This is a genomic window from Sphingomonas sp. Leaf33 (genome assembly GCF_001421785.1).
Taxonomy (GTDB): Bacteria; Pseudomonadota; Alphaproteobacteria; order Sphingomonadales; family Sphingomonadaceae; genus Sphingomonas.
On the sequence record NZ_LMLB01000001.1, the window covers coordinates 2,132,014 to 2,149,480 of the forward strand.

At 66.4% G+C, this 17,467-nt stretch carries 13 protein-coding genes and 2 tRNA genes; 8 read left to right on the forward strand and 7 right to left on the reverse strand.

What is annotated here, in order from left to right; translation table 11 throughout:
- Positions 1–103: 103 nt before the first annotated feature.
- The 3 genes from ASE86_RS10405 to ASE86_RS10415 all read right to left on the reverse strand — a co-directional run bounded on the left by ASE86_RS10405 (position 104) and on the right by ASE86_RS10415 (position 5,602).
- Positions 104–2,782 (reverse strand): TonB-dependent receptor domain-containing protein, encoded by a 2,679-nt coding sequence (locus tag ASE86_RS10405; protein WP_056425614.1) that lies wholly within the window; start codon positions 2,780–2,782, stop codon positions 104–106.
- A 73-nt stretch (positions 2,783–2,855) separates the two neighbouring features.
- The gene (locus tag ASE86_RS10410) at positions 2,856–4,448 is read right to left on the reverse strand and encodes a hypothetical protein (protein ID WP_056425616.1); all 1,593 of its coding nucleotides are present in this window, start codon (positions 4,446–4,448) and stop codon (positions 2,856–2,858) included.
- A gap of 275 nt (positions 4,449–4,723) precedes the next feature.
- The gene (locus tag ASE86_RS10415) at positions 4,724–5,602 is read right to left on the reverse strand and encodes a hypothetical protein (protein ID WP_056425619.1); all 879 of its coding nucleotides are present in this window, start codon (positions 5,600–5,602) and stop codon (positions 4,724–4,726) included.
- Positions 5,603–5,716: 114 nt separating this feature from the next.
- On the opposite strand from ASE86_RS10415, the gene ASE86_RS10420 reads away from it, so the two are divergent.
- Positions 5,717–7,024: an SLC13 family permease gene (locus ASE86_RS10420; RefSeq protein WP_056425622.1), complete on the forward strand. Its 1,308-nt coding sequence runs from the start codon at positions 5,717–5,719 to the stop codon at positions 7,022–7,024.
- A 57-nt stretch (positions 7,025–7,081) separates the two neighbouring features.
- On the opposite strand, the gene ASE86_RS10425 is transcribed toward ASE86_RS10420, so the two are convergent.
- The 3 genes from ASE86_RS10425 to lon form a co-directional block, all read right to left on the reverse strand.
- Positions 7,082–7,156: transfer RNA gene (locus ASE86_RS10425), tRNA-Val, on the reverse strand.
- 64 nt (positions 7,157–7,220) lie between these two features.
- A complete protein-coding gene (locus ASE86_RS10430) occupies positions 7,221–7,493 on the reverse strand; it encodes an HU family DNA-binding protein (RefSeq protein ID WP_056425625.1) in 273 nt (90 codons plus the stop codon).
- A gap of 145 nt (positions 7,494–7,638) precedes the next feature.
- The gene (gene lon, locus ASE86_RS10435; protein WP_056425628.1) at positions 7,639–10,095 is read right to left on the reverse strand and encodes an endopeptidase La; all 2,457 of its coding nucleotides are present in this window, start codon (positions 10,093–10,095) and stop codon (positions 7,639–7,641) included.
- Between the two features lie 154 nt (positions 10,096–10,249).
- On the opposite strand from lon, the gene ASE86_RS10440 reads away from it, so the two are divergent.
- Together ASE86_RS10440 and ASE86_RS10445 are read left to right on the forward strand one after the other, a co-directional pair.
- Positions 10,250–11,944: a M1 family metallopeptidase gene (locus ASE86_RS10440; protein ID WP_056425629.1), complete on the forward strand. Its 1,695-nt coding sequence runs from the start codon at positions 10,250–10,252 to the stop codon at positions 11,942–11,944.
- Entirely contained in the window at positions 11,941–12,186 is a 246-nt protein-coding gene (locus ASE86_RS10445) for a hypothetical protein (protein ID WP_056425631.1), read from the forward strand. Before ASE86_RS10440 ends, ASE86_RS10445 begins: the two co-directional genes overlap by 4 nt.
- A 50-nt stretch (positions 12,187–12,236) precedes the next feature.
- On the opposite strand, the gene ASE86_RS10450 is transcribed toward ASE86_RS10445, so the two are convergent.
- Positions 12,237–12,446 carry a hypothetical protein gene (locus ASE86_RS10450; RefSeq protein ID WP_082441785.1) on the reverse strand — a complete coding sequence of 70 codons (210 nt, stop codon included), beginning with the start codon at positions 12,444–12,446 and terminating at the stop codon, positions 12,237–12,239.
- Between the two features lie 108 nt (positions 12,447–12,554).
- Here ASE86_RS10450 and ASE86_RS10455 point away from each other — a divergent pair.
- The 5 genes from ASE86_RS10455 to clpX all read left to right on the forward strand — a co-directional run bounded on the left by ASE86_RS10455 (position 12,555) and on the right by clpX (position 17,452).
- Positions 12,555–12,639: transfer RNA gene (locus ASE86_RS10455), tRNA-Leu, on the forward strand.
- 85 nt (positions 12,640–12,724) lie between these two features.
- A complete protein-coding gene (gene tig, locus ASE86_RS10460) occupies positions 12,725–14,368 on the forward strand; it encodes a trigger factor (protein ID WP_056425633.1) in 1,644 nt (547 codons plus the stop codon).
- A gap of 53 nt (positions 14,369–14,421) precedes the next feature.
- Positions 14,422–15,360 (forward strand): glycosyltransferase family 2 protein, encoded by a 939-nt coding sequence (locus tag ASE86_RS10465; RefSeq protein ID WP_056425636.1) that lies wholly within the window; start codon positions 14,422–14,424, stop codon positions 15,358–15,360.
- A gap of 63 nt (positions 15,361–15,423) precedes the next feature.
- Positions 15,424–16,068 (forward strand): ATP-dependent Clp endopeptidase proteolytic subunit ClpP, encoded by a 645-nt coding sequence (clpP, locus tag ASE86_RS10470; RefSeq protein WP_056425638.1) that lies wholly within the window; start codon positions 15,424–15,426, stop codon positions 16,066–16,068.
- A 112-nt stretch (positions 16,069–16,180) separates the two neighbouring features.
- Positions 16,181–17,452 carry an ATP-dependent Clp protease ATP-binding subunit ClpX gene (clpX, locus tag ASE86_RS10475; protein ID WP_056425640.1) on the forward strand — a complete coding sequence of 424 codons (1,272 nt, stop codon included), beginning with the start codon at positions 16,181–16,183 and terminating at the stop codon, positions 17,450–17,452.
- The last annotated feature ends 15 nt before the right edge of the window (positions 17,453–17,467 follow it).

The following is a 17,467-nucleotide window of genomic DNA, read 5'->3' on the forward strand; positions in this document are numbered from 1 at the left end:
GGAGCACTGACGGAGGGGCTCTCCGCACGCGATGGCCGTGCGGAGAGCCCCCTCCACCGCCGGCTTCGCCGGCAGTCCCCCTCCCCGTGCCGGGGAGGATTTTTTACAGCTTCGCGCTCAGTCCCAGCGAGAAGACGCGGCCCAGGCGGTAGCGATTGACGTCCACCTTCAGGTCGTTGCCGAAGTCCTGGAACTCACGGTAGCCGGTGCCGGTCAGGTTGCGCGCCTCTGCCTTGGCCTCGAATTCGACGCCGCGGATGGTGAAGCCCTGGCGCGCGACCAGATCGAGGCGGAAGCCGGGGCGTTCGATCAGGTCGGGCAGGCGCGTACCGCCGCCCGCTGCCACCGGACCACGGTTCGTGACGCGGTCGCTGGCGTAGTTCAGCAGCACGGTGAACTGCGACAGCGACGCCGAATCCTCGATGCCGAGCTGGACATTCACCAGATGATCCGACTGGCCGACCATCGGCGCGCCGTCGCGGAAGATCAGGTTCGACGGTACGAACACCGCCGCGCCGTTGGTCGGCTGGAGCGGACTTGCGACCTGCTCGTTCCCCGCCGACACGCGGGAATGCGTGTAGGTGTAGTTCGCGATCACCAGCAGGCGGCGCGTTGAGAAGAAGTCGGTGTCGAAGATCGGCATCAGGTCGAACTTCTTCGCGACCTCGACCTCCGCACCGTACAGCTTGGCCGACGGCGCGTTGGCAAAGCCGGTCTGGAGGTTGTCGGTGCCGGCCGGGAAGAACGCGACCGCCTCGATCGGATTGTCGATCTTCTTGAAGAAGCCCGCGAGCGTGAAGCGCTGGTCGCGGCCGAAGAACCATTCGTAGCGTGCTTCGGCATTCCACAGCTGCGAATCGACCAGCAGCGGGTTGCCGAAGAACTGGCGATCGCTTTCGAAATCCTGATAGATCTGCGGCGCCAGCTCGCGGAACTGAGGCCGCGCGATCGTCTTCGATCCGTGCGCGCGCACCTGCATGTCGCTGGCGAAATTCCAGGTGAGCGTCGCGGCGGGCAGCCAGTAGTCGTTGACCAGCAGCGTGTTGCGCGTGCCGTTGACTGTCGTCACCCGCTCGTCCGCCTTTTCGTAGCGGACACCCACGTTCGCGCGCAGGCCGTCGATCACCTCGGCCTCCACCTGGCCATAGCCGGCGTGGACGGTCAGTTCGGCGTCATAGGCGGCCGCCCCCAGCGCAGTCGAGGTGTTCTGGAGCACGATGCCGAACCGCTGGATCGACGAATCGCTCAGTAGGAAATCGGGGCGCTGCTGCGCCGCGACCGGATTGAGCGCAACCCCGCCCGGCAGCTGGTAGCGGAACGTGTAGCGCGTCGAGTCGCGGTCGGTGTCGGCATAGTAATAGCCGCCCGACACCGTCACCGGCCGCCCGACCGGCAGGCGGTACGACAGATCGGCCTGCCCCGACCACAGCGTTTCGTTCAATTCCGAGAAGTTGACGCTGGCGTTCTGCAGGCCCGACAGATTGTTCACATAGTCGCGTGCGGCAGAGTTGTACTGGTAGGTGAAGGCGCGCTCGTACGGCGAATTGCGCTGCGTCTCGGCATAGCTGCCGCGCAGATCGAGGCTCACGTCGCTGACCTTGAATTCGCCGACCAGCTGGGTGTCGATCAACTGGCGTTCGAACCAGTTGGTGTTCTGTTCGATGAACGGCTGGATGCCGTTCGCCAGCACGCCGATGTTGCTGGTGCTGCCCTTCGCCAGCCGCCCCTGCTTCAACGTGTCGTGGATGTAGAGGTTGGTCCAGCGGATCTTCTGGTCGCCGAATTCGGCGCCGAAGCCCAGCAGGCCGTTCACGATCGTGCGGTTGTCGGTCAGGATCGTGCGGAAATCGCGGACCAGCGCGCCCGATGCCGCATCGGTCACCTGCTGCACCGCATCGCGCGTGCGCCAGCCGTTGTTGATGCCGGCCGCACCGATCAGGCCGAGGCGCACGCCGCCGACGTCGACCGAACCGCCGAAGCTCGTCTCGCCTGACAGGTTTGCGGGCAGTTGCGCGTTCTGGAGCAGCAACGTGGTCGGTGCGTTCGACAGGGTTATCAGGTCCGCGGCACTCGTCACCGATGCGCCGGTGGCCCCCGCCCGCTTGATGAAGCCGGGCACGGTGCGCTCGCCCGAATCATAGCCGGTCCAGTCGTAGCGACCACCGTCGTACACGACGCCCAGTTCGCTGGTCGTGACCGTATCGGCGCTGACCGATCCCCCGATCTGGAGGAAGCGCTTCTCCGGCACCGCCCGCGTCGTCAGGTTGATGACCCCGCCGCCGAATTCGCCGGGGTAGTTCGCCGAATAGCTCTTCTGGACCAGGCTGGAGGCGATGACGTTGGTCGGAAAGATGTCGAGCGGCACCACGCGGCGCAACGGCTCGGGGCTCGGCAGCGGCGATCCGTTGAGCAGCGAGCTCGAATAGCGATCGCCCAGACCCCGGACATAGACGAAGCCGTTGCCGACCACCGACAGGCCGGTCACGCGCTGGAGCGCGCCGGCGATGTCGCCTTCACCCGTCCGCGCGATATCCTCGGCCGACAGCACGGACACGACCTGCGGCGTCGCGCGCACGGTGTCGGGAATGTGCCGGCCGACGACGACGATGTCCTCCATCGCCTCCGCACCGGGCGTCGAGGTCTCGACGGTCTCCTGCGCGGGCTGGTCGTCCTGCGCGGCAGGCGGAGTCGCGGCCGGCGGTGCGGCCGGAGTCGTCGTCTGCGCCAGAGCGGCGGGCGCCACCAGCGCGGAGCTCGCGAGGCAGAGGGCGATGATCTTCATGGATGTCAGCTTTCGGCAAAGGTCGCGGAGGATGCGGCCCGGGGGCGCCGCACGGACGCCCCCGGAAGCGTCATCAGCTCGGCAGGCCGGTGCAGGCGCTGCTGCTGGTGCCGAAGTTCGCGCGATTGGAATTGCAGGTCCAGCCGCGGAACCACGTGTCGTTCGCACCCGAAACAGCGCCGATGTAGCTGGTCTGGACCAGGAACGAGCCGCCCGACGGATTGAGCGTCGCGGCGTTGAACGCCGGGCGCGCGAGCGTCGTGGCGGTCGGGTAGATGCCGTTCTCCAGTGCCGTCGCCGCGGTGCCGGTCGTGAAATTGCTGCTGCCGGCCGCGACCAGCGCATCCTGCTCCGCGGTCGTGACCGTGATGCCGTTGACCGTCGTCGTCGTCGACAGGCTGCCGGTGCAGGCGAAGAAGATCGAGTTGAACACCGGGGGCCCGCGGTCCTGCAGCGTCGTGCTGGCGGCGCGGACCGTCGACTTGTCGGTCGACGAGGTTTCACCGGCGACGATGTTCAGACACGGCGTGTTCGACACGACGATGCCGTTCACCATCGTGACATCGGCACCGCCACGGATGCGCATCGCCGCGTTGGTCGCGGTCGAGGTGTCGATGAAGGTGAAATTCGCCAAGCGGTAATCCTGACGCGGCAGCGCGTCTTCGTTGCCGTTCGAATCGATCTCGGTCGAATAGTTATCGGTCTGGGTGTTGTTCGGCTTCTGCGCGGCGATCACGAACTGGACCAGGCCCTGCCAGCCCACATCGGTATCCAGGCCGTCGTCGTCGGCGCCGGTCAGCACCAGATAGCGCATGTTCACGCGGCCGCCGAACACTTCGATGCCGTCGTCCGACGAATTGTGGACCTGGACGTGATCGATCGTCGTGCCCGAACCGACGCCGCCCAGCGTCAGGCCCTGCAGCTCGTTGTTCGGGCTGATGATCGTGCCCGAATAGCGGATCTGGACATAGCGGAACGTGCCGCTGGTGTCGTTGGCCGTCGCGCCGCCGTACAGAGCGTTGCCGGTGCCCTCCACGACGTTTTCGCAATTCACGCTGCCGCCCGCGACGGTCGCGTTGCAGTTCGAGATGGGCGCACGGCCGGCCAGGATGACGCCGCCCCACAGCCCTTGCGATTCATCGGTCACGCCGCCGGTCAGGTTCTGCTGCGCGGTGAAGACGATCGGCTGGGTCTCGGTGCCTTCCGCGTTGATGCGGCTGCCGCGGTTGACGATCAGGAAGTCGTTGTCCGAATTCGTCGTGTTGGCAAAGATCAGCACGCCAGCGGCGATGTTCAGCAGGCCAATCTGCGTGCCGGTGCCGGCGCCGCCTGCGTCCACGCCCACGTCGACACGGCCGTTGATCTCGTAGGCGACGCCCGCGACCTTTGCCAGGCTCAGCGTGCCGGTGATCAGGCTCGGCAGGCGGCAGGCGCGATAGGTACCGACGACGCCGCCGTCATTGAAGCCCGACGGGCACGATGCAGCCGGCGTGCCGGCGGTCGGGGTGGGCGTCGACGAACTGGGCGACGGCGAAGGCGTCGGCGCCGGGATCACGATCGTGCCTTCGCCCGGCGACGCGACGCTGGAGGCGCCATCGCAGCCGGCGAGCGCGAGGGCGGCGGTGGAGCCAAGGAACATGAGCCCGAGGCGGTTGAACTTGCGCATGACGTCTCCCGTGTCGTGGTTCGCGTGAAGTGCGACAATCCGGGGAAGCGGATGCCCCCCGCGGCCGACTCAGGTCCCCCCTGCGGCCGTCGAGAGGCGCGCTAGGGTGCGGATGTGACGCGGGCGTTGTGGTTTGGCGACGCGGGAGTGACGATGATGTTACGGATGTGTGACGACCGGTGCGGACGGCACCTGAATCGACGAGCTGCGTGCCCGGTCTAAATCTGTATCAGCAAGATTGGAACATGGGACCGGGTGCGAGTCCGCCTTCGGGATCAGTCCGCCGCCGCGGTTGGCCAAGCGCCCAGCACGTCGCTGGTCGCAGCATTCTCGATTCGCACCTCGTCGATACGGGTGTTGATGCGACAGATCGGACGCTGTTCGATCCCGGCCGGTTGGACGCAGGTTATCGGGGCCACGCCCCCCGGAGACGCTTCGACGCGACCGATGATGCGCAGACGAAAGCCCTGCGACGTGTCCAGCCGATCCCGCGGTACGCGACGCACGATGTCATAGGATCGCGGCGCGCGCATTTCCCGTCCGCTTTCATCTTTCGTCACCGGCCGCGCGATCGCGACCGTCTGCCCGGGGAGAGTGATCGGATCGACTCCGGTGGGCATCGCCTGTCGTCCCTGGGGCGGACACGATTCCGCCGTCGACCAGGGGCGCGCGATCCAGAATCCTTCCAGCGCGTCGCCCATAGTAGAGGACGCCTGCCATTCCTCCGCGCGCCACGCGATCGGCGACGCGGTGACCTTCAGCGCCTGGCTGCCGTCGTCGTAGCGCCAGCCCATCGGCAAGCCGCTAAGCGAATCGCCAGGGCCCGCACAGCCGAACGGCAGGACCAAGTCGAACGGCCGTCCCGCGGCGTCGCGCACCGCTTTCGGCACAGTGCCGCCCGATGCCTGCGCGTCGGCCGCCGCCGCCGCCAACCCCAGCAGATCGGCACGCGACAATGGCCGGCTGGTTTCCACAACCGTCTCGGGAGCGGCCTTCAGGCTCGGCGCGGGCGTCGTGACAACGGGCGCCGGCGCCGCCTGTCGTGCCGACTGCGTCGACCGGCCGACGACGAAGCCCGCACCGCCCACGGCGACAACCAGGGCGAACCCGCCCGCGATCGCCAATCGGCTTTTCCTGACGCTCGGTTCCTGCATGGACGGCAGGATAGCAAATCGTCGCTCATCCTCCATCCCGAAATGCCCGGCCGGACGATTTGCCCGAATGCGGGCGTTGACAGGCGCACGACGAAGGGGGACGCAAGGGGCCGCATGACGATCGACCAGATCCTGACGCTCGTCGTCCTCGTCGCCGTCGTCACGGCCCTTATCTGGGACAAGGTGCGCGCCGACGTCGTCGCGCTGTCGGGGGCCGCGGTCCTGCTGATGGCCGGTGTCGTCCGCCCGGTCGAGGTGCAGAGCGCCTTTGCCAGCCCCGCGATCCTCGCGCTCGCGTCGCTGTTCGTCATCGCCTACGCGCTCGAACTGTCGGGACTGCTCGACCGCGCCATCGCTCTGGCCGTCCGGATGTGCCAGCGCCTCGGCTCAACGGGTGTCTGGCTGCTGCTCACGATGATCGGCAGCGTATCGTGCTTCCTCAATTCGACACCCATCGTCGTGCTCGGTGCGCCGGTCGTCCGCGATGTCGCAACCGCGATCGGCAAGTCGCCCAAACGCTATCTGATGCCGCTGTCCTACATCACCATCCTGACCGGCTGCTGCACGCTGATTGGCACGTCGACCAACCTGCTGGTCGACGACATGGCCAGCGTCGGCGGGCAGGCGCGCTTCGGCATCTTCGAGATCACGCCGGTCGGCCTGCCGATGGCGATCGTTGGAGGACTATACCTGTTCCTGATCGGCGGGCGGCTGCTCGGCCGGCATCTCGACGACGAACGCGTCGGCGAACCGCGTGATGTGGACCATGTCCGGATGAATACCGCACAGGTGGGCGATGCGGACCTGTTCGCCGAGAAGCGGCCATTGCAGCCGGCGCGCGCGATCATTGCGCTGGCGACATTCGTCGGAGCGATCCTGCTGGCGACGATGGGCGTCGCGCCGATCGCGGCAACCGCCTTTGCCGGTGCAGTCCTGCTGATCCTGCTGAAGGTCATCAGCGCCGATGAGGCCTACAGCGGCCTGCGCCCCGAAATACTGATCCTGATCGCGGGGATGGTCGTCATCGGCATCGCGATGGAGGAAAGCGGGCTTGCCGCGGTCGCCTCGCGAATGCTGATCGACGGCGTCGACGGTCTGAGCCCGCTGGTGGCGCTGATCGTGCTCTACGTCGCGACGATGGTGCTGACCGAACTGCTGTCGAACGCGACCGTGGCGGTCATGGTGACGCCGGTCGCCATCGCGCTCGCCGAAAGCCTGTCGGTCAGCCCCCGCCCGTTTCTAGTCGCGGTGATGATGGCGGCGAGCGCGGCGTTTGCGACACCGTTCGGGTACCAGACCAACGTCATCGTCTATCAGATGGCGGGATATCGCTACATGGACTTCGTCCGCGTCGGCCTGCCGCTCAACATCATCAGCGGTGCGGCGGCGATCGCCGCAATCCGGGTGTTCTTTCCCTTCTGAGCCGCCGAACGAAAAAGCCCGCCGATCACGTGACCGGCGGGCTTTTCGTGCCTGGAATGGTGGGCGCGACAGGGATTGAACCTGTGACCCCACCCGTGTGAAGGGTGTGCTCTACCGCTGAGCTACGCGCCCATTCCGTGGCGGAAGCGGGCCTTTACGGGGCTGTTGCGCCCCTGTCCAGCCCGCAAATTCCGGCTCAGTTCACCGAGTCCTTCAGGACCTTGCCGGCCTTGAACTTGGGCTGCGACGACGCCTTGATCGTCATCGGCTCACCGGTGCGCGGGTTGCGGCCGGTCGAGGCCTTGCGCTTGCTGACCGAAAAGGTGCCGAACCCGACCAGGCGCACTTCGTCGCCCTTCTTCAGCGCGGCCGAGATGCTGTCGAACACGGCCTCGACCGCCTTGCTCGCGTCACCCTTGCCAAGCCCCGATACCTCGGCGACCTGACCGATCAGCTCCTGCTTGTTCATGCGTAGAAAACCCCCGTTTGAATGACGCATTGTCGCGCAATCGCAGCCTGCCGCTGCGGAAAGAGCGGCAGTAAGCCGCGCTCCCCAGGCAGAGTCAAAGGGATTCAGCCTGATCCCGGCCCACCGGAGCCGGAATCATGCCTGACTAATGATGAACGGCGTCGCTGATCGGCGGCACGCCGGGCGGCGGCATGGCGGCGAGTTCATCGGCATCGGTCCAGTCGATCGCGTGCAGCTCATCGGTCAGTGCCAGGCGCAGCACTTCATCGACATGCTTCACGGGAATGATCTCCAGCCCGTCGCGGATATTCTGCGGAATTTCGACCAGGTCCTTTTCGTTCTCGTGCGGGATGAGCACGGTGGTAATCCCGCCGCGCAGCGCCGCGAGCAGCTTTTCCTTCAAGCCCCCGATCGGCAGCACGCGACCGCGCAACGTAACCTCGCCGGTCATCGCCACTTCGCGCCGCACCGCGACGCCGGTCAGCGTCGAGACGATCGAGGTGACGAGACCGATACCCGCCGACGGCCCATCCTTGGGCACGGCACCTTCGGGCAGGTGGACATGGATGTCCTTGCGCAGGAACAGGCTGGGCTTGATGCCGTAGGAGGGCGCACGCGCCTTGACGAAGCTCATCGCCGTCTCCGCCGATTCCTTCATCACGTCGCCCAGCTTGCCGGTCAGCTTGATCGCGCCCTTGCCGGGCACGGTCACGCTTTCGATCGTCAGCAATTCGCCGCCGACCTCGGTCCAGGCGAGCCCGGTGACGGCACCGATCTGATGCTCCTCCTCGCCGAGACCATGGCGATATTTCTGGACGCCGGCGAACTCGTGGAGGTTCTCGGGCGTGACCGTCACGCTCGTCGCCTTGCCCTCCAGGATGCGGCGCAGTGCCTTACGCGCGAGCTTGGCGATCTCGCGCTCCAGCGTGCGGACGCCCGCTTCGCGAGTGTACTTCTGGATCAGCGCGCGCAGGCCTTCGGTCGTCAGCGTGAACTCGCCGTCCTTCAGGCCGTGCGCCTCGATCTGCTTGGCGACCAGGTGGCGCGTCGCGATCTCGACCTTCTCGTCTTCGGTATACCCCTCCAGCCGGATGATCTCCATGCGGTCGAGCAGCGGCTGCGGCAGGTTCAGCGAGTTCGCCGTCGTCACGAACATCACGTCCGACAGGTCGATGTCGATCTCGAGATAATGGTCGTTGAATTTGCCGTTCTGCTCCGGGTCCAGCACTTCGAGCAGTGCCGACGCGGGGTCGCCCCGGAAGTCCTGGCCGAGCTTGTCGATCTCGTCGAGCAGGAACAGCGGGTTCGACGTGCCCGCCTTCTTGAGGTTGGTCACGACCTTGCCGGGAAGACTGCCGATATAGGTGCGCCGATGCCCGCGAATCTCGGCCTCGTCACGCACACCGCCGAGCGACTGGCGAATGAATTCGCGGCCCGTCGCCTTGGCGATCGACTTGCCGAGGCTGGTCTTGCCGACGCCCGGCGGACCGACGAGGCACAGGATCGGGCCCTTCAGTTTGTTGGTGCGCGCCTGGACCGCGAGATATTCGACGATCCGGTCCTTCACCTTTTCCAGCGCATAATGATCCTCGTCGAGGATGCCCTGCGCGGCGGCGATGTCCTTCTTGACCTTGCTCTTCTTGCCCCAAGGCAGGCCCAGCAGCACGTCGAGATAGTTGCGCACGACGGTCGCCTCGGCGCTCATCGGCGCCATGGTCTTGAGCTTCTTCAGCTCGGCGGTCGCCTTGGTCCGTGCTTCCTTGCTGAGCTTCAGCGTCGCGATCTTTTGCGTCAGTTCGGCGATCTCGTCCGAACCCTCACCGTCCTCGCCCTCGTTGCCCAGCTCGCGCTGGATCGCCTTCAACTGTTCGTTGAGGTAATATTCGCGCTGCGTCTTCTCCATCTGGCGCTTCACGCGACTGCGGATCTTCTTCTCGACCTGCAGCACGCCCAGCTCGCCCTCCATGAAGGCGAAGACCATCTCCAGCCGCTTGTGCGGGTCGGTCTCGACCAGCAGCGACTGCTTGTCCGAGACCTTGAGGCTCAGGTTGCCGGCGACCGCGTCGGCCAGGCGCGACGGGTCCTCCAGTTCGCCCAGCTGCACCGCGGTCTCGGCCGGCAGCTTGCGATTGAGCTTCGCGTAATTCTCGAACTGGTCAACGACGGAACGCATCAGCGCCTTGAATTCCGGGCTCAGCTCCTCGGGCGTCACCGCCGCAACAGCGTCCTGCACCTCGGCCGCGGCGGCGTCGAGCGATCCGTCGTCCTCTACGGCCAGGACGCTCGCGGTCAGGAAGGCGCCGCTCTCGTCGAGCTCGCCGAGCTTCGCGCGCACCTTGCCCGACACCAGCACGCGCACGGTGCCGTCGGGGAGTTTCAGCATCTGCATCACTTCTGCGGTGACGCCGATGTCGTACAGGTCGTCGCGGCCGGGATCGTCCTCGCTCGGGTCGAGCTGCGCGATCAGCAGGATTTCCTTGTCGTCCGCCATCGCGGCTTCGAGCGCCGCCACCGATTTGTCGCGGCCGACGAACAGCGGCACGATCATGTGCGGGAACACGACGATGTCGCGCAGCGGAAGGACGGGGTAGCTGGTCTTCATGAAATCTCCACAAGGCGACCACGTCAGGTCGCCCGTCGAGGGGATATATGGGACGCTGCCGGCCCGCGATCAACGCCGCCGAAACGACGGAGTGCAGCGCCGGTGTCGCGAACGCCCTTGCACGCGTGCGCCGCTGTCGCGACAACCCGTCACCATGACCCTGATCCTCCCCATGCTGCTCACGCTTGCCGCCGCACCAGAAGCCGGCAAGCCCGAAATCACGCCCCAGACCGCCCGCTCTGGCGGCGCCGTGACGCCCGACCAGGCTAAGCTGATGCTCGACACGGTCGATCTCGCGATCGAGGTGTTCCCGGCGCGCGAACAGATTTCCGGCGTGGCGACGCTGAACTTTGTCGCCAAGGGGCCTGTCGACCGCATCCCGATCGACCTGGACAGGAACCTGCCCGCCAGCGCGATCAGCATCGACGGGCGCGCGCTCGCGCCAAGAGCCTGGACCAACCCCGACGGCCGGCTGATCGTCACGCCGCCCCGCCGCATCCCCGCCGGCACCGCCTTTTCCGTCCGCATCACCTATGCCGGCACGCCGCGCGTCGCGGTGCGGGCACCCTGGGACGGCGGCTTCGTCTGGTCGAAGACGAAGGACGGTCAGCCATGGATCGCGACCGCGGTGCAGGGCGAGGGCTGCGACCTGTTCTGGCCGTGCGTCGATTCGCCGACGTTCGAACCGAAGCGCATGGACCTGCACATCACCGTGCCGAAGGGGCTGAAGGCGCCGTCGAATGGCGTGCTGAAGTCGGTCGACACGCTGCCCGACGGGCGCACGACATGGAACTGGTCGGCGCGCAACCCCAACACCTATGCGATCGCGCTCAACATCGCGCCGTATGAGGAGATGAAGGGCAGCTACAAGAGCCGCTTCGGCAACACGATTCCGATGTACTACTGGTATCTGCCAGGCGAGGAGACCCAGGCGAAGGGCCTGTTCGCCGAATTCGCGCCGACGCTCGACTTCTTCGAAAGCGTGATCGGCCCCTACCCGTTCGGCGACGAGAAGCTGGGCGTGGTGGAGACGCCGCATCTCGGCATGGAGCACCAGTCGATCAACGCCTATGGCAACGGCTACAAGAAGGCGCCGGAGGGCTTCGACTGGCTGTTCCAGCATGAATTCAGCCACGAGTGGTTCGCCAACCAGCTGACCGCGGCAGACTGGGACGATTTCTGGCTGCACGAGGGCTATGGCGCCTACATGCAGCCGCTGTACGGCAAGTGGCGCGAGGGCGATGCCCGCTACATCGCGATGCTGCTGAAATCGCGCGAGACCATCCTGAACAAGGCGCCGCTGGTGTCCGGCCAGCCCCGCGCCGAAGAGGACGTCTATGACGCCGACAAGAACGGCCCCGGCGGCGACATCTACGTCAAGGGATCGTGGATGCTCCACACCCTGCGCGGGCTGGTCGGCGACCCGGCGTTCTTCGAGATCACGCGCCGCGCGATCTATGGCCGGCCCGACCCGCGCCCGGGCAATTTCGCGCCCCGCTTCTCGTCGAGCAAGGAGTATCGCCAAATCGTCAACCAGGTGACCGGCGCGGATTATGGCTGGTTCTTCGACGTGTATCTGGATGAAGCCGCCCTGCCCGACCTGGTCGAGACGCGCGATGACGGGCGCCTGACGCTTCAGTGGAAGACGCCTGGGAACAAGCCGTTCCCGATGCCGATCGAGGTCGAGGTCGACGGCAAGGTCACGCGCATTGCCATGACCGGCGGTCGCGACACGCTGGCCGTGCCGGAGGGCGCGCATGTCGTGATCGACCCGATGGCACGCGTGCTGCGGCGCTCTTCAGCGATTGAGGCGGTCCAGGCACAGGCCGCAGCGGCGCGCAAGAAATGAGCGGGGATGCCAACTGGACCGGTCGCGCGGCGGAGATGGCGGCGATCTTCATGATCGGCGACGGTCTGCTCGGCCTGTTGCAGCCGCAGCGGCATGTCGACCTGTGGGCGAGCGATGCGGCGGGCAGCGACGTGCTGGTCGCGCCGTTTCGCGGAAAGCCTGGTCGGCGGCGTGTGTACGGCGCACTTCAGATCGCCGCGGGGCTGGCGATCGCTGCCAGCCAGCGCCCGACGCGACGCTGACCCGCACGAAAAAACGCCCCGACGGTTAGCCGGGGCGTTTTCCAAATCGATCAACCGACGATCGTACCCGGTGACGGAACGTCGATGTCGGGCGTCGGCGGCGACACCTCCGGGGGGGGCGTCGTCGGCTGGGCCGGTTGCGGCGTTACCGGCGGCGTCTCGGCAGGCGTGCCCGGCGTCGGCTGGGCCGGCGTCGTCGCGGGAACGGGCGCCTCGGGCGGCGGGGCATCGGGCTGGGGGATCGGCGGTTCGACGGGCATAGGGATATCTCCTTTGAACCCGCCATCAACGCCTGCCCATCGCACACGGTTGCGCCGCCCACGCGCTTTGCTATAGAGCCCGCCGCAACCGGCGGCTCCATCCGCCGCGCGGGCGTGGCGGAATTGGTAGACGCGCTGGTTTTAGGTACCAGTATCGCAAGATGTGGGGGTTCGAGTCCCTTCGCCCGCACCAGCTACCCATTCTCACGCGACACGCGCGGGAGGTGGGTGGCCGCTAACGGATTCCTCTTTTTAGTTCAGAAAGCCAAGCCGCAACCATGCAGACCGTCGAGACGCTGAACGAAGGCCTCAAGCGCGCCTACACGCTGACCATCACCGCCAAGGACATCGACGCCAAGGTCGACGCCGAAGTGAAGCGCATGGCGCCGCAGATCCGTATGCCCGGCTTCCGCCCCGGCAAGGTTCCCGCGAACCTGATCCGCAAGATGCATGGCGAGGCGATTGCCGGTGACGCGCTGAACTCGGCGATCCAGCAGGGCGTCCAGCAGCTGATGGCGGACAAGAGCCTGCGCCCCGCGATGCAGCCGTCGGTCCGCCTGGAGGACGAATATGCACCGGGCAAGGATGCGGTTGTCACGGTCGAGCTGGAAGTGCTCCCCGACGTCCCCGCGCCCGCGATCGATGGCCTCAAGCTGGAGCGTCTGACCGTCCAGCCGGACGAGGCGCAGCTCGACGCGCGCATCGCCGAACTGGCCAGCGGCGCCAAGTCGTATGACGACGCGGACGCGGGCCACGCCGCGCAGACCGGCGACCTGGTCGTCATGGACTTCGTCGGCAAGACCGCCGACGGCGTCGCCTTCGACGGCGGCACCGGCACCGACATGTCGGTCGAGATCGGCTCGGGCCGCCTGATCCCGGGCTTCGAGGACCAGCTGGTCGGCGTGAAGAAGGGCGACGAGAAGCAGATCTCGGTCACCTTCCCGGAAGACTATGGCGCCAAGAACCTGGCCGGCCAGCCCGCCACCTTCGACCTGACGATCACCGATGTCCGCGTCGCCGGCGAGACCAAGATCGACGACGAGCTGGCCAAGAACCTGGGCCTCGAGAGCCTGGAGCAGCTGCGCGGCATCCTGAAGGGCCAGGCGGAGCAGGAGCTGAACGGCCTGACCCGCACCCACATGAAGCGCAAGCTGCTCGACCAGCTCGCCGCCGGCCACGACTTCCCCGTGCCGCCGTCGATGGTCGAGGCCGAGTTCGACCAGATCTGGCACCAGCTCCAGCACGAAGCCGAGCATGAGGCCGATGTCGACGCCGCCAAGGCCGAGCTGGAAGCCGAGAAGGACGATTACCGCAAGATCGCCGAGCGCCGCGTGCGCCTGGGCCTGCTGCTGTCCGAGATCGGCCAGGCGAACGGCGTCGAGGTCAGCAACAACGAGATGAACCAGCTCGTGATGGCGGCCGCGCAGCAGTATCCGCAGGATCAGCGCGAGCGCTTCATCCAGTACGTCCAGCAGGAGCCGATGGCCGCCGCCCAGCTGCGCGCGCCCCTGTACGAGGACAAGGTCGTCGACTTCCTGTTCGGCAAGTCCGAAGTGACCGACCGCGAAGTGACCCGCGAGGAGCTGGAAGCCGCGATCGAGAGCGAGGACGGCTTCGACACCGGCACGCACACCCACGACCACGACAAGCCGACTCCGCGCAAGTCGAAAAAGGCCGACGCGGGCGACGACAAGCCCGCCGCACCGAAGAAGGCTCCGGCCAAAAAGAAGGCCGCCGAGGCGACCGAGGACGCAGCGCCCGCCGCTGACGGCGACGAGCTGGTCGAAGCGGAGCCGGTGAAGAAGGCCGCGACCAAGAAGGCGCCGACCAAGAAGGCCGTCGAGCCGACCGCGGAGGGCGAAGATGTCGCCGCCGCCGCAAAGCCGAAGAAGGCCCCGGCCAAGAAGAAGACCGAGGCATAAGCTAAGCATCCAGCGTCACCCCGGCACAGGCCGGGGCGACGCCGGGGTAACGGATGGGGGCTGAAGTGACCGCACCACGCATCGCCATCCTGCTGCCCTGTTACAACGAGGAGGCCGCGATCGCGCAGACGGTCGTGGGCTTCCGCGACGTGTTCCCGCACGCGACCATCTACGTGTACGACAACAACAGCCGCGACCGGACGGTCGAGGTCGCGCGCGCTGCCGGCGCCGTCGTCCGCACCGAACGGATGCAGGGCAAGGGCCATGTCGTCCGCCGAATGTTCGCCGATGTCGATGCCGACATCTACGTCATGGCCGATGGCGACCTGACCTATGACCCGTCCTCCGCGCCCGCGATGGTCGATCGGCTTGTCGACGAGGGCCTCGACATGATCGTCGGCACCCGCGTGCATGAGGCCGCCGAGGCCTATCGCCGCGGGCACGTGCTCGGCAACCGCGCGATGACCGGGCTGCTCGCGTCGCTGTTCGGGCGCAGCTTCACCGACATCTTTTCGGGTTACCGCGTCTTTTCGCGCCGGTTCGTCAAAAGCTTCCCCGCACTGTCGGGCGGCTTCGAGATCGAGACCGAAATCAGCGTCCACGCCCTCGAACTCAAGATGCCGGTCGGCGAGGTCGAGACACGCTATCTGGCGCGGATCGAAGGGTCGGCGTCGAAGCTCAATACCTACCGCGACGGCGCGCGCATCGCCCGGACCATCGCCACGCTCTACCGGATCGAGCGGCCCTTGTGGTTCTTCGGCGCGATCGGCGCCGTGCTGGCGCTGGCGGCGATCCTGCTCAGCGTTCCGCTCGCCATCACCTACGTCCAGACCGGACTGGTCCCGCGCTTCCCCACCGCGATCCTGGCTACGGGCTTGATGATCGTCGCGGTGCTGAACCTGTTCACCGGGCTGATCCTCGACACCGTCGTGCGCGGGCGGCGCGAGATCAAGCGGCTCGCCTACCTCGCGGTTCCGGGGCCGCAAGTCTGACCCTCTTGCGCCCTACCGCCCGAACGCCGATGTAAGCGCGGTCAATCCTAGAGCGGGAACATCATGCACGACCCTATGAGCGTCATCCAGAACGCCCTCGTCCCCATCGTCATCGAACAGTCGAGCCGCGGCGAGCGCAGCTTCGACATCTATTCCCGCCTGCTGCGCGAACGCATCATCTTCGTCGTTGGGCCGGTCGAGGATCACATGGCCTCGCTCATCACCGCGCAGCTGCTCTTCCTCGAGTCCGAGAACCCGAAGAAGGATATCTGGATGTACATCAACTCGCCCGGCGGCGTGGTGACCGCCGGCATGGCGATCCACGACACGATGCAGTATATCCGGCCGAAGGTCGGGACGGTCTGTATCGGCCAGGCGGCATCGATGGGCAGCTTCCTGCTGGCGGCCGGTGAGCCGGGGATGCGCGTCGCGCTGACCAACGCCCGTATCATGGTCCACCAGCCCTCGGGCGGAGCGCAGGGCATGGCGTCTGACATCGAGATCCAGGCCAAGGAAATCCTGCGCATCAAGCGCCGGATGAACGACCTGTACGTCAAGTACACCGGCAAGAGCCTGGAAGAGATCGAGCGCGCGATGGACCGCGACACCTTCCTGGAGGCGGACGAGGCCAAGGCGTTCGGCCTGGTCGACGAAGTGTTCGACAAGCGTCCGGGTGTGCCGGATGCGGACGGATCGAGCGCGGCGTAAGCCGGATTTGCGTGCCCCGGGTCCGGTAAAGGCTTTGCCGGACCCCGCCTGCCGTGTAGGATGGCAGGCTAAACCAAGCGCGGCGCATCGGTCCGCGCGACGAGGTGATTGAATGACGAAACTGAGCGGTGGCGACTCCAAGAGCACCCTCTACTGCTCGTTCTGCGGCAAGTCGCAGCACGAGGTGCGCAAGCTGATCGCAGGCCCGACCGTGTTCATCTGTGATGAATGCGTCGAGCTGTGCAACGACATCATCCGCGAAGAGACGAAGAGCGCACTCGTCAGCAAGAAGGACGGCGGCGTCCCCACGCCGCAGGAAATCTGCGACGTGCTCGACGACTATGTCATCGGCCAGCGCCGCGCCAAGCGCGTCCTGTCGGTCGCGGTGCACAACCACTACAAGCGGTTGAACCACGGTGCCAAGGGTGCCGAGGTCGAGCTCGCCAAGTCGAACATCCTCCTCGTCGGCCCGACCGGCTGCGGCAAGACTTTGCTCGCGCAGACGCTGGCGCGCATCCTCGACGTGCCGTTCACGATGGCCGACGCGACGACGCTGACCGAAGCCGGTTACGTCGGCGAGGACGTCGAGAACATCATCCTGAAGCTGCTCCAGGCGTCCGACTATAACGTCGAACGGGCGCAGCGCGGCATCGTCTACATCGACGAGATCGACAAGATCAGCCGCAAGGCCGAAAATCCGTCGATCACGCGCGACGTGTCGGGCGAAGGCGTGCAGCAGGCCCTGCTCAAGATGATGGAAGGCACGGTCGCCAGTGTGCCGCCACAGGGCGGGCGCAAGCATCCGCAGCAGGAATTCCTGCAGGTCGACACGACCAACATCCTGTTCATCTGCGGCGGCGCGTTTGCCGGCCTCGAAAAGATCATCGGCGACCGATTGCAGGGCAAGTCGATCGGCTTCGGCGCGCATGTCGCCGGCCCGGACGAACGCAAGACCGGTGAGGCGTTGAAGTCGGTCGAGCCCGAGGATCTGCTGAAGTTCGGTCTGATCCCGGAATTCGTCGGCCGCCTGCCCGTCATCGCGACGCTGGAGGACCTCGACACGCCGGCGCTGATCAAGATCCTGACCGAGCCGAAGAACGCCCTGGTCAAGCAGTATCAGAAGCTGTTCGAGATGGAGGACGTGAAACTCGGCTTCAACGACGAGGCGCTGACGACGATCGCGAAGAAGGCGATCGATCGCAAGACCGGCGCGCGCGGCCTGCGGTCGATCCTGGAGGGCATCCTGCTCGACACGATGTTCGACCTGCCCGGCATGGACGGCGTCGACGAAGTCATGATCGACAAGGACGTCGTCGGCGGCACCAAGGAACCGGTGCGGGTCTATGCCAAGAAGGAAAAGGAAAAGGCCGGCGACGCCGCCTGATCCTGTCCCTTCCGG

Excerpts from the sequence above, each read along its gene's own strand:
- lon (WP_056425628.1), bottom strand. The coding sequence starts at position 10,095 with ATGAAGACCAGCTACCCCGTCCTTCCGCTGCGCGACATCGTCGTGTTC.
- ASE86_RS10405 (WP_056425614.1), bottom strand. The coding sequence starts at position 2,782 with ATGAAGATCATCGCCCTCTGCCTCGCGAGCTCCGCGCTGGTGGCGCCC.
- ASE86_RS10430 (WP_056425625.1), bottom strand. The coding sequence starts at position 7,493 with ATGAACAAGCAGGAGCTGATCGGTCAGGTCGCCGAGGTATCGGGGCTT.
- ASE86_RS10415 (WP_056425619.1), bottom strand. The coding sequence starts at position 5,602 with ATGCAGGAACCGAGCGTCAGGAAAAGCCGATTGGCGATCGCGGGCGGG.
- ASE86_RS10420 (WP_056425622.1), top strand. The coding sequence starts at position 5,717 with ATGACGATCGACCAGATCCTGACGCTCGTCGTCCTCGTCGCCGTCGTC.
- clpX (WP_056425640.1), top strand. The coding sequence starts at position 16,181 with ATGACGAAACTGAGCGGTGGCGACTCCAAGAGCACCCTCTACTGCTCG.
- ASE86_RS10465 (WP_056425636.1), top strand. The coding sequence starts at position 14,422 with ATGGGGGCTGAAGTGACCGCACCACGCATCGCCATCCTGCTGCCCTGT.
- ASE86_RS10440 (WP_056425629.1), top strand. The coding sequence starts at position 10,250 with ATGACCCTGATCCTCCCCATGCTGCTCACGCTTGCCGCCGCACCAGAA.
- clpP (WP_056425638.1), top strand. The coding sequence starts at position 15,424 with ATGCACGACCCTATGAGCGTCATCCAGAACGCCCTCGTCCCCATCGTC.
- ASE86_RS10450 (WP_082441785.1), bottom strand. The coding sequence starts at position 12,446 with ATGCCCGTCGAACCGCCGATCCCCCAGCCCGATGCCCCGCCGCCCGAG.
- ASE86_RS10410 (WP_056425616.1), bottom strand. The coding sequence starts at position 4,448 with ATGCGCAAGTTCAACCGCCTCGGGCTCATGTTCCTTGGCTCCACCGCC.
- ASE86_RS10445 (WP_056425631.1), top strand. The coding sequence starts at position 11,941 with ATGAGCGGGGATGCCAACTGGACCGGTCGCGCGGCGGAGATGGCGGCG.
- tig (WP_056425633.1), top strand. The coding sequence starts at position 12,725 with ATGCAGACCGTCGAGACGCTGAACGAAGGCCTCAAGCGCGCCTACACG.